Below are 21,953 nucleotides of genomic sequence, written 5' to 3'. Positions count from 1 at the left end.
GTCTTCCCTGTGGTCGTGGGTCAGTATCTGAACAGGTAGTCGGATTCCTCGGAACCGGCCAGGCGGCGGACCCGCTCCGCGAGCGCCGGGTGGGCGTGCAGCCCCGGGTCGGACTCCAGGATCTGTTCGGCGTGGCGCCGGGCGATCTCGATCACCTCACCGTCGTCCACCACCGACAGCAACCGCAACGCCGAGAGGGCACCCGACTGGGCGTCCCCGAGGACATCGCCCTCGCGGCGCTGCACCAGGTCCAACTGCGCCAGCACGAAGCCGTCCGTCGTGGCCGCCACGGCATCGAGCCGCTCCATCGAGCGACCCCCGGTGCGGGAGTTGGTCACCAGCAGGCACAGGCCGGGCAGTCCGCCCCGACCGACGCGGCCACGCAACTGGTGCAGCTGACTCACGCCGAAGCGCTCGGCGTCCATGACCACCATGACGGTGGCCTGGGGAACGTCCACACCGACCTCGATCACAGTCGTGGAGACGAGGACGTCGAGAGCGCCGGCCGCGAACGCCGCCATGGCGGCGTCCTTCTCCTCCGGCGGGAGTCGGCCGTGCATGAGTCCGATCCTCAGTCCCGCCAGGGGCCCGGTGGAGAGGTGCTCGTGCAGGTCCACGGCAGCGGCCAACGGCGGTCGGTCGCTGCCGTTGTCGTCGTCGCCCCCCTTGTCGGCGCCCCCCTTGTCGGCGCCGCCGCCCTTCTCGGGGTCGTCGGCGTCGATCCGCGCGCACACCACGTACGCACGGTGGCCGGCCTCCACCTCCTCGCGCACCCGCTCCCAGGTCCGCTGGAGCCACCGCGGCTTCTCCCTCGCCGGGACGACGGAGGTGGAGATGGGGCGACGCCCCCCGGGGAGCTCCTGGAGCTCGGACACCTCCAGGTCCCCGAACACGGTCATGGCGATGGTCCGCGGGATCGGGGTCGCGGTCATCACCAACAGGTGGGGAACCAGTCCCTCGCGCCCCTTGGCGCGCAGTCGGTCGCGTTGCCGAACGCCGAAGCGGTGCTGCTCGTCGACCACCACCAGGCCGAGGTCGAAGAAGTCCACCGTGTCCTGGATCAACGCGTGGGTCCCCACGATGATCCCGGCCTCCCCGGTGACGATGTCGAGCAGGGCCGCGCGCCGCTGGGCCGTGGACATCGACCCGGTGAGCAACACCACGCGGGTGGCCTGCTCGGCCGCTCCCAACCTGCCGCGCTCACCGAGATCGCCGAGCATCGCAGTCAGTGAACGGTGGTGCTGGACCGCCAGGACCTCGGTGGGGGCCAGCATCACGCACTGCCGCCCGGCGTCGACCACCTGGAGCATCGCCAACAACGCCACCACGGTCTTGCCCGAGCCGACCTCGCCCTGCAGGAGCCGGTTCATGGGCTCGTCACGGGTCAGGTCCGCCGAGATCTCCTCCAGTACCGACGCCTGTCCGCCGGTGAGCTCGAACGGCATCCGGGCCTCCATGGCCGCGCAGAGCCCGTCCCCGCGCACCGGGCTGGCCGGCGCCGGGTCCCGCGCGACGAACCGGCGCCTGGCGCCGAGCAGCAACTGCAGCGCGAGTGCCTCGTCGAAGCGCAGCCGGTACCCGGCCCGATCCTTGTCCCGGGAGTTCTCGGGTAGGTGGGCCTTACGCAGTGCCTCGTCGAGGTCCATGAGGCCCGCCACCGACCGGACCGTGTCGTCGAGCGGGTCGACCACCGGCACCAACGCCCGCAGGGTGGTGACCACCGCGCCGAGCAGGTCCCAGGAGGTGACCCCCTCCTTGGCCGCGTACACGGGCAGCAGTGGCCGGTCGAACAGGCTCGGTCCGCCCTCGGCGTCGATCTCCGCGGCCAGGCGGGCCAGCGCCGCGAGGTCGCCGGACCCCTTGAGCTGGCCGCCGGGGCCGGTCACCGGACGCAGGACGAGGAACTCGGGATGCTTGAGGTCCAGTGACCGGCGGAAGCGGGAAACGGTGCCGTCGAACATCGCCAGCGTCCCCACCGGGAGCATGAACTTGATCTTGCGCCCGGCGAAGAACACGACCCGGAACGTGGTGTCGCCGTCCTCCACCGTCAGCGTGAGCATCTCCCGCGTCTGCCGCTGCTTGGTCTGGTAGGTGCGGTTCTGCGCGGTGGTGACCTTGCCGATCACCGTGACCCGCTCGCCGTCGACCAGTTCCCGCTTGTCGTAGCGCTGCCCGTGCTGCCGGTAGCGGCGCGGCAGAGTGTGCAACAGGTCGCCGACGCTGCGGTGCCCGAACGCGGCGGTGATGCGCTCCGCCAGCCCGGGGTCGAGGACCTCGGCGAGCGGGGTGTCCGTGGTGGCCAGAGAGGTCATTCGACGCCGACTTGGGCCACGGCCCGCCCGGGGCCGGCGGCGTACCCGACCACCTCGATGTCGGGGTGGGAAGACCGCACGCGGGACAGCGCCGACTCGGTCGCCGCCTCGTCGTAGGCGTCACCGAACAGTACGGTGACGAGTTCGCCTCCGGAGGACAGCACCCGGTCGACGAGCGCACACACCGCGTCGACCGCGTCGGACTCGATCAGTGCGACGTCGTGCCCCACCACGCCGAGCAGGTCGCCGGCGGTGCACCGACCCACCAGGGTCAGCGCGTCCTGCTCCGCCCGGATCAGGTGGGCGTGCCGGGTCCCGGCCGCGGCGTCGGCCATGGAGAACCCGTCCAGCGACAGGGTGGTCGTGGGGTCGTGCACCGCCAGGGCGGCCAGGCCCTGGACCACGGATCCGGTCGGCAGGATCAGTGCGTGACCCTCGCCGTCGCGCAGCGCGGCGTCGATCGCGCCGATCTGGTCGCGGGACAGTTCGCCGTTGGGGAGGACGAGGAGCTCGTCGGCGTCGACGGCGAGCACCGCGTCGATCACGCCCTCCCCGTCGTCCCCGGGGTCGACGGTCTCCGCCCCGGCCTCGGAGAACAGGTCGGCCAGAGGCCCCTCCGGCACGATGGCGATGACCTTGCGCAGCCCGGGGTCGCCGGTTCGCTGGTCCGAACCGTGCGGGTCCCCGGCGTCGTGGGCCCGGTGCTGCCCGGGTCGATCGCCCGCGGGGTCGAGCATGTCGGTCACCCGGATCTCGGTGACCCGCCCGAGCGACAGGGCCGCCTCGATCGCGGCGCCGATGTCGTCGGTGTGGACGTGCACCGCCCACCTGGCGTTGGCTCCGGAGCCACCGTCGCCGACGACACCCACGCTGTCTCCCACCATCCGGAGTGCGGTCCGCAGCTCGTCGGCGCGCGCGTCGTCGGAGTGGGTGAGGGAATACATCACCTCGTAGCGGGTCCCGGCGTCCTCGTGCGGTTCGTCCGTATCGTGCCCGGGCGTTGACGACGCCTCTGCGCCGTCCTTCGGGATGAAGTAGTCCGGCCGTTCGGGGGTCTGACCCGCCAGGATCTCGACCATGGCGTCCAGCAGGACGAGCAGCCCACGCCCGCCGGCGTCGACGACGCCGGCCCTGCTCAGCGCGGGCAGTTGTGACGTGGTCCTGTCGAGCGCCTCGGCGCCGGCGTCGGCGGCCACGCGGGCCACCTCGACCAACGAGGAGGCGGAGGACCGTCCGGCCGCGGTCGCGGCCTCCCGCAGAACCGTGACGATGGTCCCCTCGACCGGCTCGCTCAACGCGTGGTCCACGAGGGTCACCGCGGTCCGCAGTGCGCGCCGGTAGGTGGAGGCGTCGACCACGGTGAAGGTCGCCGCCTCGCCGACCGCCCGCAACACCTGCGATAAAATCACGCCGGAGTTCCCCCGCGCACCGTGCACGGCCCCGTGGCCCAGCGCGACGGCGATCTCGCGGGCGCCGGCGGTGCCCCCGCCCTCGGAGATCCACGCGTCCTCGCCCTCGGCCCGGTCCACGGCCGCCCGCATGGTGTAGAGCAGGTTCGTTCCGGTGTCGGCGTCGGGGACCGGGAAGACGTTGAGGGCGTTGATCTCCTCGCGGCGGGCGGCGAGCTGCTCGACGCACCGCCGGGCCCACGTGAGCAGCCCGTGCGCGTCGAGGGTCGACGGACGTTCCTCGACACGTGTCGACTCCTGCGTCATCACCCCTCCTCACCGCGCGCCCACCCCTGCGGCCATCTTCCCTGTCGGCCCGGCCAAGCCTAGTACCCTCTGCACTCGACAGCCGTCCGACTAGCCGAGACGGCCGACACGACCCGGGAGCACCACGATGACCGCAGACCTCACCGCCACCCCCCTCGTCACTCTCACCGACGGGGTACTCACGCTCCCGGTCTCGCTGGAGGGCAAGGGCAACTCACTCGATTCCGACGCGGTCGACCAGGCGGCCATCGCCCTCCGTGCGCTCCTCGACGGCGAGATCGACGCCGGGTCGGTCCTGCTGGTGGGCCTGGGCAAGAATTTCTGCAACGGCGGCAACGTCCCGGGCTTCGCCGCGGCCGAGGACCGTTCGGAGCACGTGCGGGAGCTCGCGGACCGGCTGCACGGGGTCGTCCGGATGCTCGACGAGGTGACCGTGCCCGTGGTCGCCGCGGTCGCGGGGTGGGCGGCCGGCGCCGGCGCCTCGCTGGCCATGGCCGCGGACTTCTCGGTCGGCGGGCCCGACACCCGACTGCTCGCGGCCTACCCGGGCATCGGGCTGTCGCCGGACGGAGGGATGTCGTGGCGCCTGCCGCGCGCGGTCGGTCAGCCCGCGGCGCGGGCGTTCATCCTCGGCAACGAGCCGATGGACGGTGAGCGCGCCTTCCAGTTGGGCGTGCTCACGACCTTCGTCGACGGCGACGTCCGGGAGGCCGCCCGGTCTCTGGCTGTGCGTCTCGCGGCCGGACCGCGCGAATCCCACGCCGCCGCGAAGGCGCTCCTGCGTGCCTCCGAGAACGCCACGCTGTCGGATCAACTCGACGCCGAGCGCGAGTCGATCGCCCGCCTCGCCGTCTCGCCGGACGGCATCGAGGGCGTGGATGCGTTCGTCGCCAAACGCCGTCCGGAGTTCGGACGGGGCTGAGCCGGGAACGCCACGTCGTGGACCGGCCGGGTCCGCTACATCTGTAGCGGATCCTTTGGCAGTCGCCAGTCCATCGGCTCGGCACCGAGTCGCCTCAGTTCCTCGTCGGCGCGGCTGAACGGCCGTGAGCCGAAGAACCCGCGCGACGCCGAGAGCGGCGAGGGGTGCGCGGACGCGATCACGGGGGTGTCCCCCAGCATCGGCGCCAGCGACTGCGCATGGCGCCCCCACAGGATCGCCACCATCGGGCGATCCCGCTCGACCAGGGCCTCGATCGCCCGCCCGGTGACCTCCTCCCACCCCTTGCGGCGGTGGGAGGCGGGCTCCCCGGGCGCGACGGTGAGCACCCTGTTGAGCAACAGGACCCCTGCCCGGCTCCAGGCCCCGAGGTCGCCGTGGCCGGGGGCCGCCAGTCCCAGGTCGTCGGTGTACTCGCGATAGATGTTGACCAGGCTTCGCGGGAGCGGACGCACGTCGCCATTCACCGCGAAGCTCAGTCCGACCGCGTGGCCGGGCGTCGGGTACGGGTCCTGCCCCACGATCAGCACGCGCACGTCGTCGAACGGCTGGGTGAACGCGCGCAGCACCCGGTCGGCGGCGGGGAGGTATCCCCGGCCCGCCGCGTTCTCTGCGCGGAGGAAATCACCCATCCGGTGGATCCGTTCCTCGACCGGCGCGAGCGCGCGTGCCCAGCCGGGGTCGAGGAGGTCGGACAACGGTGCGGGCGGGGTGTGTCGGTCGTCCACCGGTCAGTCGAGCCGACGCAGGTCGGCGCGGTAGCGCATGGCGTTGTCGTGGTACATCTGTGTGTTGCCCTCGAGCATCGCGGGGTCCACCTCGACGCCCTCGCGGATCTTCGCCGGCGTCCCCATCGCCATGCGTCGGGCGGGGAGGTCGAACCGGGGCGGGACCAGGCAGCCGGCGGCCACGACCGCCCCGTCCCCGATCACGGAACCGTTGAGCACGATCGAGCCCGACGAGATGAGGACGCCGTTCCCGATGGTGGCCCCCTCGATGTGCGCGTTGTGGCCCACCACGCAATGTTCACCGATGATCGTCGGTTCGGTGGCCGTGCAGTGGACGATCGTGCCGTCCTGGATATTGCTCATCGCGCCGATCTCGATGCGCCCGTAGTCGCCGCGCAGGACGGCGGTGGGCCACACCGAGGCGCCGGCGCCGAGTGTCACCCGGCCGATGACCACCGCATCGGGGTGCACCCAGGCGTCGGGTGCGATGTCGGGTTCGAGGTCTCCCAGTGCGTAGACAGCCATGCGGATCACCCTAGTTCGCGCCGCGGGCGGAGTCCCAGCCTCCCGGCGTGCGGGGCTCACCGTCGAGGGTGACCAGGCCGGGTTCTCCCGACCGGACGGTGCCGATCGCCGTGAACCCGGGCGGGATCACCGCCCCGGGTGGGAACGTCCCGAGCAGTCCGTGGTCCTCGCCACCGTCGAGGACCCAGTCCAGCACCTGACGCCCGGGGTCCGCGACGCCCAGTGTTCCCGCGGCCTCGGCCAGGACCGGGTCGACGGGCAGCGCGTCGGTGACGAGGTCGGCCGCGACGCCCGATGCCCGCGCGAGCCCCGACAGGTCGCGCAGCAGCCCGTCGCTGACGTCGGTGAGAGCCCGCGCGCCTGCGAGCCGGGCGGCGGTGCCGGAGCCGATCGGCGGTACGGGTACCCGGTGCGACCGCTGGAGCGGGCCGTCGGCGTGCCCGGCCAGGAGCAGCGCCAGCCCGGCGGCCGAGCGTCCGGGCGCGCCGGTGAGCGCGACCGTGTCGCCGGGCTCCGCCCCGTCGATCCGCAGGGGGCGGGCGCCGTCCGGGAGGGTGCCGATCGCCGTCACGCCGACGACGACGAGGTCCGCTCTGGTGAGATCCCCGCCGACCACGACGGCGCCGGATCGCGCGGCCTCCCCGTGAACACCCTCCGCAAGGTCCGCGATCTGCCCCATCGTCGTCGCGGCCGGTACGGCGAGGGCGACCAGGACACGTGTGCACTCGGCCCCCATCGCCAGGACGTCGGAGACGTTCTGCGCCACCGCGCGCCTGCCCACGTCGCCCCAGCCGGTGAGGTCGAGACGGAAGTGGGTGCCCTCGACGAGCATGTCGGTGGTGACCACGGTGGCGGCGGCGGGTCCCAGGACCGCGGCGTCGTCGCCGTTGCCGACCGGGTCGTCCACGGCGTGCCCGGCCGCGCCGCTCAGGACGGCGAGCACCGCGGCCTCGCCCGCCTCGGCGACGGTGAGGGCGCGGTCGGACACGGCGGCCACCTCTGCTTCCCGTGGTGTCTCGTCGCCGGGCACACCGGCGGGGGTCTGTAGCGTTGCCGTCAGGTTAGCGGCCGCCTGAGTCGGCGGCCGATCGTGGGAGGAAGGACGACACGACGTGGCTTCGACGGATTCGGACCCGGCCGGGCGGTATGACGCCGGCCCGCGGGACACCGGTACCCCGGGTGCGCGGGCGGTCCCCGTGTCGACCATCGTGGTGGTCCTCGCGGTGGTCGTCCCGCTGGTCATGCTCGCCGTCGTGTTGGTGCTGTTCCGCTCGGTGGGTGAGGAGGCCACGGAGGCGGCCGCGAGCGAGCCGGTGGCCGCGGTGCCCATCCCCTCGCCCGGAGCCGGGTCTGACGAGTGCGCCGCATTGATCGAGTCGCTCCCGGAGTCCCTCGGGGAGGCCGGCCGCGTCGCTCTGGCCGAACCGGCGCCGGAGGGGACGGCGGCATACCGGATGCCCGATGCCGAACCGGTGATCGTCCGCTGCGGACTGCCGGCTCCGCCGACCTTCACGGTGGGGGTGGGCCTGCAGGAGGTCAACGGCGTCCAGTGGTTCAACGAGCCCGATCCGGACCCGGCGGTCACCGCGTCGACCTGGGTCGCCGTCGACCGTCCGCAGTTCGTCGCGGTGACACTGCCCGACGGCAGTGGAACCGGCCCGATCCAGGATCTCTCCGACGCGCTCACCGCGAGCCTCGAGGCCGTCGAGCCGGACCCCGCACCGATCGGTTGACCCGGCCGACGGGGCCGGGGTGCGGCCGTCTCAGCCGCGGGCGAGTGCGGTCCGCACCAGGGTGTCGAGCAGGGTCGGGTAGTCGACGCCCGTCGCCGCCCACATCTGCGGGTACATGGAGATCGGGGTGAACCCGGGAATGGTGTTGACCTCGTTGATCACCGGCCCGTCGGCGGTGACGAAGAAGTCCACCCGACTCAGCCCCCGGGCTTCCAACGCGTGGAACGCCTCCACCGCCAGTGCGCGCAGTCGCCCGGTCTCCTCGTCCGACAGATCGGCGGGCAGGTCGAAGGTGGTCACGTCGTCGAGGTACTTGGTGTCGAAATCGTAAAAGGCGTCACCCTCGGTCCCACCCTCCCCGCCGGTGGGCTCGCCGGGGATGTGCAGTTCGGCGGGCAGACTCGCCTCCACCCGGCCATCGGGGTACTCGAGGACCCCGCACTCGACCTCGCGTCCGACTATCGCGGCCTCGACGATCACCTTCGGGTCGAAGCGTCGCGCCTCGGTGATCGCCGCATCGAGTTCCTCCGCCCGCGACACCTTGGTGATGCCGATGGACGAGCCGCCGCGGGCCGGCTTGACGAACAAGGGAAGCCCCAAGCGGTCGAGGTCCGGCGCCGGGAGCGTCGCGGTGCCCGGCCGGAGCACGACCTGCTGACCGATCGGCAGGCCCGCTGCGCCGAGGACGACCTTGGTGAACTCCTTGTCCATGCCGGCGGCACTGGCGAACACGCCCGGGCCGACATAGGGGATGCCCGAGAGTTCGAGCAACCCCTGGACGGTCCCGTCCTCCGCGTGGGTGCCGTGCATGACGGGGAAGACGACGTCCACCCGAGCGAGTTCCTCCCCGGCCCGGTCACCGCCCGAGAACCGCAGCACCCCGCGGTCGTCGGTGGACAGCCCCAGTGCGACCCCGGGGCGGTGCGGGTCGACGACCGGCATGCTGCGATCGACGATCCGCAGGTCGGACACGTCCTCCGGGCCGAGCGTCCACGTCCCGGATTCGGTGATCCCGACGGGGATGACCTCATAGATCGCGGGGTCGAGGTGCGACATGACGGCGCCGGCGGAGACGCAGCTCACTGAGTGCTCCGAGCTGCGACCGCCGTAGAGGACGGCAACGGTGATGCGATTCACCGGGCCGAGGCTACTCGGGCTTGGTGCTCCGCCTCATGAGGCGCACCGCCACCTCGACGGCGTCGCCCCCCTCGTGACAGATCTCGTGGATCGCCTCCGTCAGCGGCATCTCCACCCCGACCCTACGGGACAGCTCGCGGATCGACGTGCACGACTTGACCCCCTCGGCGACCTGACCGTTGGTGGCCTGCTGGGCCTGTTCCAGGGTCTCTCCCCTGCCCAGACGCTCGCCGAAGGTCCGGTTGCGGGACAGGGGCGAGGTGCAGGTCGCCACGAGGTCCCCGAGGCCCGCCAGCCCCGCGAAGGTCATCTGGTTGGCGCCCAGCGCCACGCCGAGCCTGGTGGTCTCGGCCAGCCCTCGGGTGACGAGGGTGGCCATGGTGTTGTCGCCCAGCCCCATCCCGGTGGCGATGCCGCACACGAGGGCGATGACGTTCTTGGTGGCGCCACCGATCTCGCAGCCCACGACGTCGGTGTTGGTGTACGGGCGGAAGTAGGGCGTGGAGAAGGCGTCCTGGAGCCGGGCCGCGCGCTCGTCGTCCGTGCAGGCGATCACGGTCGCCGCGGGCTGCCCCTCCGCGATCTCCCTCGCGAGGTTGGGGCCGGACAGCGCGGCGATCCGGCGATCGTCGAGCCCGGTGACCTCCGCGACGACCTCGCTGATGCGCATCAGGGTCCCTGTCTCGATGCCCTTGGCCAGCGAGATCACCCCGGCCTCCGGCTCGAGGTGGTCGACCCAGTGCTCGAGGTTGCCCCGCAGACTCTGGGACGGGACCGCCAGCACGACCTCCTCGGCGCCGGCCAGGACCCGCGCCGGGTCGGTCGACGCGGTGACCGTCGCCGGCAGCACGATGCCGGGGAGGTATTTGGAGTTGCAGTGCGCGTCGTTGATCCCGGCTGCCACCTCGTCCCGACGGGCCCACATCACGACCTCGGATCCGGCGTCGGCGAGAACCTTGCCGACCGCAGTCCCCCAGGACCCCGCACCCATCACCGCGATCCGCGCCATCATCGCCTCCCGACCGTCGACCTGCTCCCGACCGCCACCCTCAGGCGGATCGTGGTCAAACGCTACCCGGCGGAGGACGCTCGTGAGGCCCGGCTGGCAGGATGGCGGGCGATGAGCACAGCGGGGCACGGCGGGTCGACGGCTGACGGGTGGACGATCGTCGTCCCCGTCAAGGCGCTCGAGCGCGCCAAGAGCCGGTTGGTGCCCGCACTCACCGCGGACGGCAGGAGGGCTCTCGTGGTGGCGATGGCCGTGGACGTCCTGGCCGCCTGCCGGGAGACCCCGGGAGTCGCCCGCGTTCGCGTCGTCTCCGCCGACCCCCGTGTGGAGGAACTGGCCTCGGGGGCGGGGGCGGAGTTCGTCGACGAACCCGCCCGTACGGACCCCCGCCACGGTGACCCCCTCAATTTCGCCCTGGACAACGCACTCGCCGACGTCCCGGGTCCGGTCGGAGTGGTCGCGGCGGATCTCCCGGAACTGCGACCCGAGCACCTCGCGCGGATCCTGGACATCGCCGGCCGGCACCCGCACGCCACGGTCACGGACCACCGCGGAGCCGGGACCACGATGGCGTTCTGGACGGGCGCGCCCGCTCCCCGTGTCTGCCGGTTCGGTGTCGATTCGGCCGCCCGGTACCGCGACGAGGGCGGCGCGGTACAGATCGCGGCGGTGGGCGATCTGGCCGCCGCCGCCCGGGATGTCGACGTCCCGGAGGATCTCGCGAGGTTGCCGGGGCGGTCCGTCGGTCCCGCCACCGCCGGGGCCCTCCGTGACCCCTCCGTCCGCCTCCTCGCCCACGCGACCGGGGTATCGGCCACAATGGTCCCGTGACCGCCGAACCGACCGCCCTCCAGGGATTGCCCCGGCCCCGCGACCGCTACCTCAACCGCGAACTGAGCTGGCTCGACTTCAACGCCCGGGTCCTCGCACTCGCCGGGGAGAAGGACCTCCCGCTGCTGGAGAGAGCCAAGTTCCTCGCGATCTTCGCCTCGAACCTCGACGAGTTCTACATGGTCCGCGTGGCCGGTCTCCAGCGCCGCGACAAGACGGGACTGTCCGTACGCTCCGCGGACGGCCAGACCCCCGCCGAACAGCTGGGCCGCATCAGCCGACGGACGCGGGAACTGTGCGACGAACAGACCCGCTTGTTCGAGGACGAGATCCGCCCGGCGCTGGAGGAGCACGGGATCCGGATCCTGCCCTGGGCCGACCTCACGGCCGAGGAACGTTTCACCCTCGCGGAGCTGTTCCGTAACTCGATCTTCCCCGTCCTCACGCCCCTCGCTGTGGATCCCGCCCACCCGTTCCCGTACATCTCCGGGCTGAGCCTGAACCTCGCGGTGATCATCCGCGACCTGGACTCGGGCCAGGAGCACTTCGCCCGGGTGAAGATCCCGCACAACGTCCCGCGCTTCGTCCGGGTCGACCGCGGCGGCCCGGACGAGTACGCGTTCGTCCCCGCCGAGGACATCATCGCCGCGCACCTCCAGGATCTGTTCCAGGGCATGGAGGTCGTCGAGCACCACGTGTTCCGGGTGACCCGCAACGCGGACATGGAGGTCGAGGAGGACCGCGACGAGGACCTGCTGCAGGCACTCGAGCGCGAACTCGCCCGCCGGCGCTTCGGATCGGCCGTGCGGCTGGAGATCGCGGAGGACACCACCCCGCGGATGCTCCGCATCCTGCAGCGTGAGCTCGACGTGGACTCGGCCGACGTCATCCGGTTCTCGGGCCTGCTGGACCTCACGGGGCTCTGGCAGATCCACGGGCTGGACCTGCCGGATCTCAAGGACCCGCCCATGGTGCCGGCCACTCCCCCGGCGTTCGGTGAGAGGGAGACGGCCCGCAACATCTTCGCCTCCCTCCAGGAGGGCGACGTCCTCGTCGAGCACCCCTACGAGTCGTTCGCCACCACGGTCCAGCGGTTCATCGAGCAGGCCGCTGCCGACGACGACGTCCTGGCGATCAAACAGACCCTGTACCGGACCTCCGGCGACTCCCCCATCGTCAACGCGCTGGTCGATGCCGCCGCGGCCGGCAAACAGGTCGTCGCGCTGGTGGAGATCAAGGCCCGTTTCGACGAGCAGAACAACATCCGGTGGGCCCGCGAACTCGAGCAGGCCGGAGTCCACGTCGTGTACGGCCTCCTGGGCCTGAAGACCCACTGCAAGACCTGCCTCGTGGTGCGCAAGGAGGGCGACCGGCTCCAGCGCTACGCACACATCGGTACCGGCAACTACAACCCCAAGACGGCGCGCCTGTACGAGGACGTCGGCCTGTTCACCGCCGACGAGGACGTCGTGTCGGACCTGACGGATCTGTTCAACCACCTGACCGGGTTCTCCAACGTGAGCAAGTACCGCCGCCTCCTCGTGGCGCCGGAGGGCATCCGGTCGGGGATCGTCGAGCGGATCGACCGCGAGATCGAGCTGGCCGCCGAGGGACGCGAGGCCGGTATCCGGCTCAAGGCGAACGCCCTGGTCGACGAGCAGGTCATCGATGCCCTGTACCGCGCATCCCAGGCCGGGGTTCCGGTCGACATCGTGGTCCGTGGCATCTGTTCCCTCCGGGCGGGCGTCCCCGGCCTGAGCGAGAACATCCACGTCCGCTCGATTCTCGGGCGCTTCCTCGAGCACTCCCGGATCCTGCACTTCCGGGGCGCCGACGAGGCCCTCATCGGCAGTGCGGACATGATGCACCGCAATCTGGACCGCCGCGTAGAGGTGATGGTCACCGTCACCGATCCCCGGCTCAAGGCCCAGATCCACCGCATCTTCGACTCGGCCCTCGATCCGGCCACGCGCAGCTTCCATCTCCGGCACGACGCCAGCTGGGCCCGTATGCCCGCCCCGGAGGACTGGGCCGAGTCGGTCGACCATCAGGAGCGGTCGGCCTCACTGCACGCGGGATTCCGGGACCGATGAGCAAGAAGGCCACGGTCCGGGTGGTGCCGGCGGCGGGTGCGGTCCTGTACCTCACGGACGGCGACTCGCGCCTGTGTGCGGTGGTCCACCGCCCGCGCTACGACGACTGGTCCCTGCCCAAGGGCAAGGTCGACGCGGGCGAATCGTTGCCGGTCACCGCTGTCCGGGAGATCGCCGAGGAGACGGGATTCACCGCCGTCCTGCAGTCCCGCATCGGCACCACCGGCTACCCCCTCAAGGAGAACACCCGCAAGGAGGTCACGTACTGGTCGGCGATGGCCCGCGAGGGGACCTTCGAGCCGAACTCGGAGGTCGACGAGATCCGGTGGCTCCCGGTGGAGCAGGCCAAGGATCTGGTCTCCTACCCGTTGGACCGTAAGATCCTCACCCGCTTCTGCGCGGCCCCGCCCGAGGGAAAGACCCTGCTCGTCGTCCGGCACGCCAAGGCCGGCAGCAGGAGCCAGTGGAGCGGGAACGACGACCTGCGTCCCCTCGACAAGTCCGGACGGGCGCAGGCCGAGATGCTCGTGCCGATGCTCCGGGCGTTCGGCGTGACCCGGTTGTACAGCGCGCCCAGGGTCCGGTGCGAACAGACACTCGCGCCACTGGCGGACGAGCTCGGGGTGGGGATCGCGATCGAACCGGCGCTGAGCGACGAGGCGTACCTCGACGACCCGGCAGCCGCCGTGGCCCGGCTGGCCGCGATCGCCCCGGGCGACGGCGTCGCCGTGGTGTCCTCGCAGGGAACCGCCATCCCCGGGATGATCCGGGACCTGGCGGGCTCGACCGACATCGACGTCGGCGAGGCCGCCACCAAGAAGGCCGGCGTGTGGGCCCTGGGGTTCGACGGCACGCGGCCGACCTACGCCGACTACTACCCCAGCCCGCTACCGCTGTTCTGAGCTGCGGTAGCGGGCCGGTCGGTCAGCTGACCTTCTCGCGGTGGTTCACACCATTCTTGCGCAGGCCCCCGAACGACTGGTGGGAGCTGGAGCGCTTCGCGGCGAGCCGGTCCTCGGGGAGCGACTCGGTGCCCTGGATGACGGACTTGAAGTACTGGCCCGGCCGGAACACCGGTGAGTGGGTCGGCGGTACCGGGATCGACTCGCCGGTATGGGGGTTACGGGCGACCCGGGCCGCACGGGACTTCTTCTCGAAGATGCCGAAACCCATGATGGTGATGGATTCCCCGGACGCGACGGTCCGGACGATGATGTCGAGAGTGTTCTCCAGGGCCTCGGTGGCGAGTTGGTGATCTCCGCCCATCCGGTCCGCCAGTTCGGCGATCAGGTCGGCTTTGTTCACGTGGGGATCCCCCTTCGGGTGAGGTATGCGGGCGCGGTACCTGTCCGCGCCGAACTAGACATAAGCATACTCACATGGTTTCGCCACACGGGGGTGTTTCGGAGGTTGCTCCGAAACGACTTCTTATCCCACGATCAGCGCGGGGTCGTGACCGGCTTGAACGCGGGCCGCCGACTCTCGAACTCCTCGATCCGGTGGGCTTCGCGCAGCGTGAGGCCGATGTCGTCGAGCCCCTCCATGAGACGCCACCGGGTGTTGTCGTCGATGTCGAACGGTACCGTGACGTCACCGGCCGTGACGGTGCGCGACCCCAGGTCGACGGTCAGCTCGATACCCGGTCGCTCGTCCATGACCTTCCACAGGAGTTCGACGTTCTCCTGCTCGACCTGGGCGGCCACGAGACCGGACTTCCCCGAGTTACCGCGGAAGATGTCGGCGAACCGCGAGGAGATGACCACACGGAACCCGAAATCCATCAGGGCCCACACTGCGTGCTCGCGCGAGGACCCGGTTCCGAAGTCCGGTCCGGCGACCAGGACGGAGGCGCGGTCGTAGGGCGCCCGGTTGAGGACGAAGTCGGGCTCGCCTCCCCGCCAGGAGGAGAAGAGTCCGTCCTCGAAGCCGGTGCGCGTGACGCGCTTGAGGTACTCGGCCGGGATGATCTGGTCGGTGTCCACGTTGGAGCGGCGCAGCGGGGCGCCGATGCCGGTGTGGGTGGTGATCGGCTCCATGAGGTGTCAGGCCCCCTTCGCGGGCTCGAGGTCGACGGGTGAGGCGAAGTGTCCGAGCACCGCGGTGGCCGCGGCGACCGACGGACTGACCAGATGGGTGCGGGCCCCCTTGCCCTGGCGGCCCTCGAAATTGCGGTTCGATGTGGACGCGCACCGCTGGCCCGGCAGCAACGAGTCCGGGTTCATGCCCAGGCACATCGAACAGCCGGGTTGGCGCCATTCGGCGCCGAAGGCGGTGAAGACCTTGTCCAGCCCCTCCGCCTCGGCCTGTTCGCGCACGCGCATGGAGCCGGGCACGATGAGCATCCGGACCCCGTCGGCCACCGTGTGACCGTCGACGACCTCGGCGACGGCGCGCAGGTCCTCGATGCGACCGTTGGTGCACGAGCCGACGAACACGACGTCCACCGGCACGTCCCGCATGGGGGTGCCGGCCTCGAGGTCCATGTACTCCAGTGCGCTCTCGGCGGCGATGCGCGCGCTCTCGTCCGTGAACGACTCGGGGTCGGGGACGGCCGCACCCAGGGGCACGCCCTGGCCGGGGTTGGTGCCCCACGTGACGAAGGGGGTGAGGGCGGCACCGTCGATGACGACCTCGGTGTCGAACACCGCGTCCTCGTCGGTCCGGAGCCCGTCCCAGTACCGCACGGCCTCGTCCCACTCGTCACCCGCGGGCGCGTGCGGGCGACCGCGCAGGTAGTCGTAGGTGATCTGGTCCGGGGCGACCATGCCGGCCCTGGCACCGGCCTCGATGCTCATGTTGCAGATGGTCATCCGCGCCTCCATCGACAGCTTCTCGATGGCCTCGCCGCGGTACTCGATGATGTAGCCCTGCCCGCCGCCGGTGCCGATCTGGGCGATGACGGCCAGGATGAGGTCCTTGGCGGTGACGCCGGGCTGCAGCTCGCCGGTGACGGTGACGGCCATGGTCTTGAACGGGCGCAGGGCCAGCGTCTGGGTGGCCATGACGTGCTCGACCTCGGAGGTGCCGATGCCCATCGCGATGGAACCGAACGCCCCGTGCGTCGAGGTGTGCGAGTCACCGCATACCACGGTCATGCCCGGCTGGGTCAGGCCGAGTTGCGGACCCACGACGTGGACGATCCCCTGCTCGAGGTCGCCCATCGGGTACAGCCGGACACCGAACTCCTCGCAGTTGGAACGCAGCGTCTCGATCTGGATCCGCGAGGTCTGGTCGGCGATGAGGTTGACCGCGCCGCCGACGATGTCGGTCGGGACGTTGTGGTCCTCGGTCGCCAGGGTCAGGTCCGGGCGGCGGAGCCGGCGTCCGGCCAGGCGGAGACCGTCGAAGGCCTGAGGGCTGGTGACCTCGTGGACGAGGTGGAGATCGATGAACAGCAGGTCGGGCCCCCGGGACCCGCCCTCGCCCTCGCCCTCGACCACCACGTGGTCGTCCCAGACCTTCTCGGCCAGGGTCCGCGGTCGCGCGCCGCCGGACACGGTCTCGTTCATCACGCCTCCACTCCACGTCCTGATGGGATCCGATGGATTCTCACCATGTAGGACGATATAGTCGAACTGTGAGACAGTATAGCGGGATCGGGGTCCTCGACAAAGCGATGACGGTGCTCCACGCCGTGGCCGAGCAACCGTGCGTCCTGGCCGACCTCTGCGAGCGGACGGGCCTGCCTCGCGCGACCGCCCACCGGCTCGCGGTGGGGCTCGAGATCCACCAACTCCTCTCCCGTGACGACGCCGGGGTGTGGAGCCTGGGGCCCGGTCTGGCCAAGCTCGCCGCGCACGTGTCGGACTCCCTGGCCGAGGCCGCGTCCTCCGTGCTGCCCCGCCTGCGCGAGGTGACCGAGGAGAGCGTGCAGGTGTACCGGCGCGACGGTGACCGCCGGATCTGTGTGGCCTCCGCGGAACCACCGACGGGACTGCGGGACACGGTGCCCGTCGGGGCGATCCTGCCCATGACACGGGGCTCGGGCGCGAAGGTGTTGGCGGCGTGGGCCGACCCCGCCACCCAGCGCACCCTGCTCGCCGACGCCACGTACACCGAGCGCCAGCTCGCCGACGTCCGGCGGCGCGGCTGGGCGCAGTCGGTCGCCGAGCGGGAGGCGGGCGTGGCCTCGATCTCCGCGCCAATCCGGGATGCCGCCGGCACGGTGGTCGCCGCGATCTCCGTGTCGGGCCCGGTCGACCGCATCGGTCGCCGCCCCGGCGTGAAGTGGGCGGCCGATCTGCTCGCCGCCGCCGATGCGATCCACAAACGGCTCTAGTCGACAGGGACGCCGCCGCGCCGGCCCTACGCGGGCCGCCGGCCGCGGGTGAGCCGCTCGAGCGCCCATGGCAGGCTGGCCACGCTTGGTTGGCGCGCCGCGGCCACGAGATCGTCGTCGCGCGGGTCCACCCGCACCACCTGCAGGCCCGGCCGCCGGAGGTCCCGGTACGGAACGGGGTCGGGGCGCGAGTCCACGTCGAAGCCCAGCGCACGGATCTCGGCGCCGAGTGGCGACGTCGCCGCGAGGGTGGCGACGGGGGTGTCGGGCCGCGCGCCGGTGCCGATGACGACGACGAGGGCGTCCACCCCGAGGCGACGCTGCCCCTCCGACCACTCCTCGAGCGCCTTCTTGGCCGTCTCGGCTGCCGGGGTGGGATCGCGGTCGACGGCCCCGGCCACGAGATCGAGGTGGTCCCGCCACCCGGGTCTCCCCTGCGGGTCGACGATCACCGTGGCGAGCTGCTCGTACCCACGGAGCTCGGGCCCGGTGACGTCGGCCGCGACCAGGACGAACGCGTCCACCCCGAACGGCAGCAGCGACCGCAGGCTCGGCAGTCCGGGGCCGTCCCACTCCGGCGACGGCGGTGCCGGGTGGTCGCGCCACGGTCGCGGGCCCGTCCCGTCGACGGCCCACGCGGCGGTGGGCTCACGGTCGAGGGCGTGCAGGACGTCGAGGTCGGCCGAGGAGAGCGCGATGAGGCGGCGTGGCGGAGCGTCCGGTGTGGGGGTACGGATCGGACTGGGGGGAGCCAGCGGGTCGCTCGCCGTCGGAGCCGGTGTCGTCGTCGTCGTCGTCGTCGACCCCCCTCCCGGGCCGCACGCGGTGAGCCCCGCGAGGGTCAACCCGCCACCGACGGCCAGGCGGAGGAGGTCACGGCGAGAGGTCACCCCGGTGATCCTGCCACGGCCACAAATGCGAGATGTCCCGGCTCGTCGTTGCCGACGAACCGGGACATCTCCCCTGTACCCCCGATGGGATTCGAACCCACGCTACCGCCGTGAGAGGGCGGCGTCCTAGGCCGCTAGACGACGGGGGCTTGGCGCTCGACCACTATATCCGGATGGTGGACGACGAACCAAATCGCGACATCACCCCGTGCACCGGGTGTAAAGATGCACTCGGTGAAGTAAGCGGCTATCGTGACCGGCATGTCCTCTCCCCCCGACCCCGACTCGCTGCGCGACCGAAAGCGTCGCGCGACCATGGTGTCCATCGAGAACGCGGCGACCTCCCTGGTGCTCGAGTACGGCTTCGACGCGGTGACGGTCGACCAGATCTGCGCCGCCGCCGAGATCTCCAAGCGGACGTTCTTCAACTACGTGCCCTCCAAGGAGGCCGCCGTCATCGGCGCCACGCCCGAGGACGTCTCCGAGGCCGACCGCGCCGCCTTCCTCGACCGCGGCGAGGAGGGCGTTCTCGACGCGCTACTCCGTCTCTACCTCGCCGCCTTCGCGGCGACCCGTACCGCCGACAGGGACCAGACCGCCACGCTGGCCCAGCGCCGCCGGGCCGTCTTCCGCGCCGAGCCCGAGCTGGCGGCCGCGCGGATGACCGCCTCGTCGCGCTTCCAACTCCGACTGACCGACCTGGTCATCGTGCACCTCGACCGGCACCCGTCGCTGCGTCGGCTGGCCGGGGTGGCGGTCGAGGCCGAGGCCCGGGCCTGCGTGGCCCTGGTCGCGGCATCGGCGAACCTCGGGCTGTCCGCGTGGCTCGCCCGCGACTCCGCCACCTTCGAGGACCTCGACGGTGACTGCGCCACCGCGTTGCGGCAACTCGCCCTGCTCGCCGGTGCACCCGACACCACCGCACCCGACACCACCGCACCCCCCGCCACGGCGCCCACCGCACCCTCCGCCTCACATCCCGCCGGGAGTCCCGCATGAGCGAAACCGATATCCGCACTACCGCGCCCTCCCCCGGCGCCGATCCGGGAACAACGACCTCCGCGGCTCCGGCGCCGGTGACCCACAACGTGCCGCTGGTGTTCACCTCCCTGCTGCTCGGGATGCTCATCGTCTCCCTGGGCCAGATGATCTTCGCCACGGCACTGCCGACCATCGTGGCCGACCTCGGTGGGGTCGAGCGGATGAGCTGGGTCATCACCGTCTACCTGCTCACCATGACGATCGGCCTGCCGGTCTACGGCAAACTCGGCGACCAGATCGGCCGCAAGCCGCTCTTCGTGACCGCGATCCTCCTGTTCTCCGCGGGCTCTCTTCTGGGGGCGGTCGCGTGGGACATCGACCTGCTCATCGTGGCCCGCGCGATCCAGGGCCTCGGTGGCGGTGGTCTCATGGTGCTCTCCCAGGCGATCGTCGCCGACGTCGTCCCCGCCCGGCAGCGCGGCCGGTACATGGGCGTGCTGGGCGCCGTCTTCGGACTGTCCTCCGTTCTGGGCCCCCTGCTCGGCGGGTTCTTCACCGAGGGCCCCGGCTGGCGCTGGGCCCTGTGGTTCAACCTCCCCGTGTGCCTGGTCGCCCTCGTCGTGGCCGTGGTCTGGCTCCGCCTGCCGAATCGTGGCGCCGGTCGACGAACCGACTGGCCCGGCACGGTCCTCATGGCCACCGGCACCACCGCTCTGATCCTCATCTCCTCCTGGGGCGGAAACCGGTACGACTGGACGGACCCGATGATCCTCGGCATGGGCACCCTGTTCGTCGTGTGCGCGGTCGCGTTCGTCCTGGTCGAGTTGCGCTCGGAACACCCGCTGATCCCCATGACGCTGTTCGCCGAGCGGAACTTCTCGCTCTCGACCGGCGCCGGGCTCCTGGTCGGTGTCGCGATGTTCGGCTGCATGGCGTACCTGCCCACCTACATCCAGATGGTCCACGGGCTCGGCCCCACCGCCGCCGGACTGATGATGACGCCGATGATGGCCGGCATGATGGGCACGTCCATCATCGTGGGCAACATCGTCAGCCGGACCGGCCGTTACAAGTGGTACCCGGTGGTCGGCACCGTGATCATGGCCGCGGGCCTGTGGCTCATCGGTTCGCTGGAGGCCGGAGACACCCTGGTGCACCTGGGCGTGGTGCTGTTCGTGTTCGGCTTCGGTCTCGGATTGTGCATGCAACTGCTCGTGCTGATCGTGCAGAACACCTTCCCGATCACGATGGTCGGCACCGCCACGGCGTCCAACAACTTCTTCCGCCAGATCGGCGGCACCATGGGTTCGGCGATCGTGGGTTCGCTGTTCGTCAGCCGGCTCGCCGATCTCATGGGCGAGCGGGTCCCCGCCGCGGCCGCGGAACTCGGTCCCGAGGGCGCCGCGGTGGCCGAGACCTTCTCGAACGGTTCGGGTGCGGCCAACTCCATGAGCCCGGAGATCCTGGCCGCGTTGCCCGGGCCCCTGCACGACGCGATCGTCAGTTCCTACAACGACGCGTTGGTGCCGATCTACCACGTCGTGGTGCCGCTCATCCTGGTCGCCACGGTGCTGCTGCTGTTCGTGCGCGAGGACACCCTCAAAGAGACGGTGGACTGATTCTCCTCCCACGCCCCCGCGTCCCGGCTCACCGTCCGTCGGCGCGGGGGTGAGGAGTCCGTCACGGAATCCGTACGCGCGGCAACCGTCCCGTCACGCGCCGTCACTAGCGTGCGGAGCGTGACCACACCTCGTCAGACCGTCCTGCGGTTCCTCGCTGCGCCCACCGATGTCGGCACGGGCACGCAGGTGCACACCGGCCGCATCCTCGAGTGGATCGACAAGGCCGCCTACGCCCTGGCGGCGGGGTGGTCCGGCGGATACGCCGTCACCGCCTATGTCGGGAACATCCGCTTCTCCCGCCCGGTCGTCTCCGGCGAACTCATCGAGGTCTCGGCCCGACTCGTCCACACGGGTTCGACGTCGATGCACATCCAGTGCGACGTCCGGGCCTGCGATCCCGTGACGCTGGACTACCGGCACTGCGCCGAGTGCCTCGTGGTCTTCATCGCCGTCCGCGACGGCGCGCCCACCCCCGTACCTCCCTGGACGCCCGCGTCCCGCCTGGAGGTCCACGAGTCCGACGAGGCGGTCATGCGCATCGGGCTGCGCAAGGACATCGAACGGGCGATGGCGGAGCAGACCTATTCCGCCGCGGGCACAGCGCCTCGTTCGACCCTGCGGTTCCTCGCGGCACCCGGGGACGTCAACTGGGGCGGCAACGCGCACGGCGGGCGCATCATGTCCTGGATCGACGACGCGGCGAACCTCTGCGCCACCCGGTGGTCGGGTACCCCCTGCACCTCGGTGTACGCCGGCGGTGTCCGGTTCTACCACCCGGTGAAGATCGGCCACGTCGTGGAGGTGGAGGCCCGTCTGCTGCACACGGGTCACGAGACCATGCACGTCTCGGTCCATGTGAGCTCCGGAGAGGCCACCTCTCCGGAGAGGACGCTCACCACCCACTGCCTGACCGTCTGTGCGGCACTCGGGCCGGACGGAAGACCCACCCCGGTGCCCCGGTGGGCCCCGGTGTCCGCCGAGGACCACGCACTGGACGAGCACGCCCGCCATCTCATCCGCCTCCGCGGGCGGGGCAGGGTGACCGGGCCGGTCCGGGCCCCGGCCTGAACGGCGACCGGCATGCGGGGGGCCGACGGCCGGCCGCGACCCTGGACTCCGCCCCCGTCCCCCGCAACGAGGAAGGCGCCCGGAGCGTTG

The 21,953-nt window shown here is 71.4% G+C and carries 20 protein-coding genes and 1 tRNA gene; 9 read left to right on the top strand and 12 right to left on the bottom strand.

What is annotated here, in order from left to right; all coding sequences use genetic code 11:
- Nucleotides 1-20 precede the first annotated feature (20 nt).
- On the bottom strand, nt 21-2,312 hold the full coding sequence (recG, locus tag Q2K20_RS07200) for an ATP-dependent DNA helicase RecG (RefSeq protein ID WP_317176758.1): 2,292 nt from the start codon (nt 2,310-2,312) through the stop codon (nt 21-23).
- A complete protein-coding gene (locus Q2K20_RS07195; protein ID WP_269501209.1) occupies nt 2,309-4,027 on the bottom strand; it encodes a DAK2 domain-containing protein in 1,719 nt (572 codons plus the stop codon). The genes recG and Q2K20_RS07195 overlap by 4 nt, the downstream gene beginning before the upstream one ends.
- 127 nt (nt 4,028-4,154) lie before the next feature.
- On the opposite strand from Q2K20_RS07195, the gene Q2K20_RS07190 reads away from it, so the two are divergent.
- Entirely contained in the window at nt 4,155-4,949 is a 795-nt protein-coding gene (locus tag Q2K20_RS07190) for an enoyl-CoA hydratase/isomerase family protein (protein WP_067717547.1), read from the top strand.
- 35 nt (nt 4,950-4,984) lie between these two features.
- Here the strand turns inward: Q2K20_RS07190 and Q2K20_RS07185 are convergent, their stop codons facing one another.
- The 3 genes from Q2K20_RS07185 to thiL are packed head-to-tail and all read right to left on the bottom strand — an operon-like array spanning nt 4,985 to nt 7,208.
- On the bottom strand, nt 4,985-5,695 hold the full coding sequence (locus tag Q2K20_RS07185) for a uracil-DNA glycosylase (protein WP_120283522.1): 711 nt from the start codon (nt 5,693-5,695) through the stop codon (nt 4,985-4,987).
- A gap of 3 nt (nt 5,696-5,698) precedes the next feature.
- Nucleotides 5,699-6,220, bottom strand: coding sequence for a gamma carbonic anhydrase family protein (locus Q2K20_RS07180; protein ID WP_067717980.1), 522 nt, complete (start codon nt 6,218-6,220; stop codon nt 5,699-5,701).
- Between the two features lie 10 nt (nt 6,221-6,230).
- Nucleotides 6,231-7,208: a thiamine-phosphate kinase gene (gene thiL, locus Q2K20_RS07175; RefSeq protein ID WP_253001909.1), complete on the bottom strand. Its 978-nt coding sequence runs from the start codon at nt 7,206-7,208 to the stop codon at nt 6,231-6,233.
- A gap of 124 nt (nt 7,209-7,332) precedes the next feature.
- On the opposite strand from thiL, the gene Q2K20_RS07170 reads away from it, so the two are divergent.
- Nucleotides 7,333-7,953: a DUF3515 domain-containing protein gene (locus Q2K20_RS07170; protein WP_259820601.1), complete on the top strand. Its 621-nt coding sequence runs from the start codon at nt 7,333-7,335 to the stop codon at nt 7,951-7,953.
- Nucleotides 7,954-7,983: 30 nt separating this feature from the next.
- Here the strand turns inward: Q2K20_RS07170 and Q2K20_RS07165 are convergent, their stop codons facing one another.
- Nucleotides 7,984-9,090 carry a D-alanine--D-alanine ligase family protein gene (locus Q2K20_RS07165; RefSeq protein WP_268092211.1) on the bottom strand — a complete coding sequence of 369 codons (1,107 nt, stop codon included), beginning with the start codon at nt 9,088-9,090 and terminating at the stop codon, nt 7,984-7,986.
- A 10-nt stretch (nt 9,091-9,100) separates the two neighbouring features.
- Nucleotides 9,101-10,099, bottom strand: a complete 999-nt coding sequence (locus Q2K20_RS07160; RefSeq protein ID WP_069388469.1) for an NAD(P)H-dependent glycerol-3-phosphate dehydrogenase — start codon at nt 10,097-10,099, stop codon at nt 9,101-9,103.
- Between the two features lie 111 nt (nt 10,100-10,210).
- On the opposite strand from Q2K20_RS07160, the gene cofC reads away from it, so the two are divergent.
- The 3 genes from cofC to Q2K20_RS07145 are packed head-to-tail and all read left to right on the top strand — an operon-like array spanning nt 10,211 to nt 13,925.
- Entirely contained in the window at nt 10,211-10,930 is a 720-nt protein-coding gene (cofC, locus tag Q2K20_RS07155) for a 2-phospho-L-lactate guanylyltransferase (protein ID WP_067717535.1), read from the top strand.
- Entirely contained in the window at nt 10,927-13,023 is a 2,097-nt protein-coding gene (locus Q2K20_RS07150; protein WP_096905297.1) for an RNA degradosome polyphosphate kinase, read from the top strand. Before cofC ends, Q2K20_RS07150 begins: the two co-directional genes overlap by 4 nt.
- The gene (locus Q2K20_RS07145) at nt 13,020-13,925 is read left to right on the top strand and encodes an NUDIX hydrolase (RefSeq protein WP_096905296.1); all 906 of its coding nucleotides are present in this window, start codon (nt 13,020-13,022) and stop codon (nt 13,923-13,925) included. Before Q2K20_RS07150 ends, Q2K20_RS07145 begins: the two co-directional genes overlap by 4 nt.
- Before the next feature lie 22 nt (nt 13,926-13,947).
- Here Q2K20_RS07145 and Q2K20_RS07140 read toward each other — a convergent pair whose 3' ends face one another.
- The 3 genes from Q2K20_RS07140 to leuC all read right to left on the bottom strand — a co-directional run bounded on the left by Q2K20_RS07140 (nt 13,948) and on the right by leuC (nt 16,532).
- Nucleotides 13,948-14,328, bottom strand: coding sequence for an HU family DNA-binding protein (locus Q2K20_RS07140; protein WP_067717527.1), 381 nt, complete (start codon nt 14,326-14,328; stop codon nt 13,948-13,950).
- Between the two features lie 134 nt (nt 14,329-14,462).
- Nucleotides 14,463-15,059 (bottom strand): 3-isopropylmalate dehydratase small subunit, encoded by a 597-nt coding sequence (gene leuD / locus Q2K20_RS07135; protein ID WP_096905295.1) that lies wholly within the window; start codon nt 15,057-15,059, stop codon nt 14,463-14,465.
- 6 nt (nt 15,060-15,065) lie between these two features.
- Nucleotides 15,066-16,532 carry a 3-isopropylmalate dehydratase large subunit gene (leuC, locus tag Q2K20_RS07130; protein ID WP_269501197.1) on the bottom strand — a complete coding sequence of 489 codons (1,467 nt, stop codon included), beginning with the start codon at nt 16,530-16,532 and terminating at the stop codon, nt 15,066-15,068.
- Between the two features lie 68 nt (nt 16,533-16,600).
- On the opposite strand from leuC, the gene Q2K20_RS07125 reads away from it, so the two are divergent.
- Complete coding sequence (locus tag Q2K20_RS07125; protein ID WP_067717512.1) at nt 16,601-17,302, top strand: IclR family transcriptional regulator; 702 nt, start codon at nt 16,601-16,603, stop codon at nt 17,300-17,302.
- A gap of 26 nt (nt 17,303-17,328) precedes the next feature.
- Here Q2K20_RS07125 and Q2K20_RS07120 read toward each other — a convergent pair whose 3' ends face one another.
- Nucleotides 17,329-18,192: an ABC transporter substrate-binding protein gene (locus Q2K20_RS07120; protein ID WP_269501192.1), complete on the bottom strand. Its 864-nt coding sequence runs from the start codon at nt 18,190-18,192 to the stop codon at nt 17,329-17,331.
- 76 nt (nt 18,193-18,268) lie between these two features.
- Nucleotides 18,269-18,341, bottom strand: a tRNA-Glu gene (locus tag Q2K20_RS07115).
- Nucleotides 18,342-18,453: 112 nt separating this feature from the next.
- Here Q2K20_RS07115 and Q2K20_RS07110 point away from each other — a divergent pair.
- From Q2K20_RS07110 to Q2K20_RS07100, 3 genes are all read left to right on the top strand, one after another.
- A complete protein-coding gene (locus Q2K20_RS07110) occupies nt 18,454-19,191 on the top strand; it encodes a TetR family transcriptional regulator (protein ID WP_269501191.1) in 738 nt (245 codons plus the stop codon).
- On the top strand, nt 19,188-20,792 hold the full coding sequence (locus Q2K20_RS07105; protein ID WP_069390253.1) for an MDR family MFS transporter: 1,605 nt from the start codon (nt 19,188-19,190) through the stop codon (nt 20,790-20,792). The genes Q2K20_RS07110 and Q2K20_RS07105 overlap by 4 nt, the downstream gene beginning before the upstream one ends.
- A gap of 120 nt (nt 20,793-20,912) precedes the next feature.
- Nucleotides 20,913-21,863: an acyl-CoA thioesterase gene (locus tag Q2K20_RS07100; RefSeq protein ID WP_069390252.1), complete on the top strand. Its 951-nt coding sequence runs from the start codon at nt 20,913-20,915 to the stop codon at nt 21,861-21,863.
- Nucleotides 21,864-21,953: the final 90 nt, after the last annotated feature.

It is taken from the genome of Dietzia sp. IN118, assembly GCF_032905965.1.
GTDB classification, from domain to species: Bacteria; Actinomycetota; Actinomycetes; order Mycobacteriales; family Mycobacteriaceae; genus Dietzia; species Dietzia kunjamensis.
Note: the sequence above shows the minus strand (reverse complement) of the source record. Positions and strands in the feature narration are given on the sequence as shown.

Excerpts from the sequence above, each read along its gene's own strand:
- recG (WP_317176758.1), bottom strand. The coding sequence starts at position 2,312 with ATGACCTCTCTGGCCACCACGGACACCCCGCTCGCCGAGGTCCTCGAC.
- Q2K20_RS07195 (WP_269501209.1), bottom strand. The coding sequence starts at position 4,027 with ATGACGCAGGAGTCGACACGTGTCGAGGAACGTCCGTCGACCCTCGAC.
- Q2K20_RS07190 (WP_067717547.1), top strand. The coding sequence starts at position 4,155 with ATGACCGCAGACCTCACCGCCACCCCCCTCGTCACTCTCACCGACGGG.
- Q2K20_RS07180 (WP_067717980.1), bottom strand. The coding sequence starts at position 6,220 with ATGGCTGTCTACGCACTGGGAGACCTCGAACCCGACATCGCACCCGAC.
- Q2K20_RS07160 (WP_069388469.1), bottom strand. The coding sequence starts at position 10,099 with ATGGCGCGGATCGCGGTGATGGGTGCGGGGTCCTGGGGGACTGCGGTC.
- cofC (WP_067717535.1), top strand. The coding sequence starts at position 10,211 with ATGAGCACAGCGGGGCACGGCGGGTCGACGGCTGACGGGTGGACGATC.
- Q2K20_RS07145 (WP_096905296.1), top strand. The coding sequence starts at position 13,020 with ATGAGCAAGAAGGCCACGGTCCGGGTGGTGCCGGCGGCGGGTGCGGTC.
- leuD (WP_096905295.1), bottom strand. The coding sequence starts at position 15,059 with ATGGAGCCGATCACCACCCACACCGGCATCGGCGCCCCGCTGCGCCGC.
- leuC (WP_269501197.1), bottom strand. The coding sequence starts at position 16,532 with ATGAACGAGACCGTGTCCGGCGGCGCGCGACCGCGGACCCTGGCCGAG.
- Q2K20_RS07110 (WP_269501191.1), top strand. The coding sequence starts at position 18,454 with ATGTCCTCTCCCCCCGACCCCGACTCGCTGCGCGACCGAAAGCGTCGC.
- Q2K20_RS07105 (WP_069390253.1), top strand. The coding sequence starts at position 19,188 with ATGAGCGAAACCGATATCCGCACTACCGCGCCCTCCCCCGGCGCCGAT.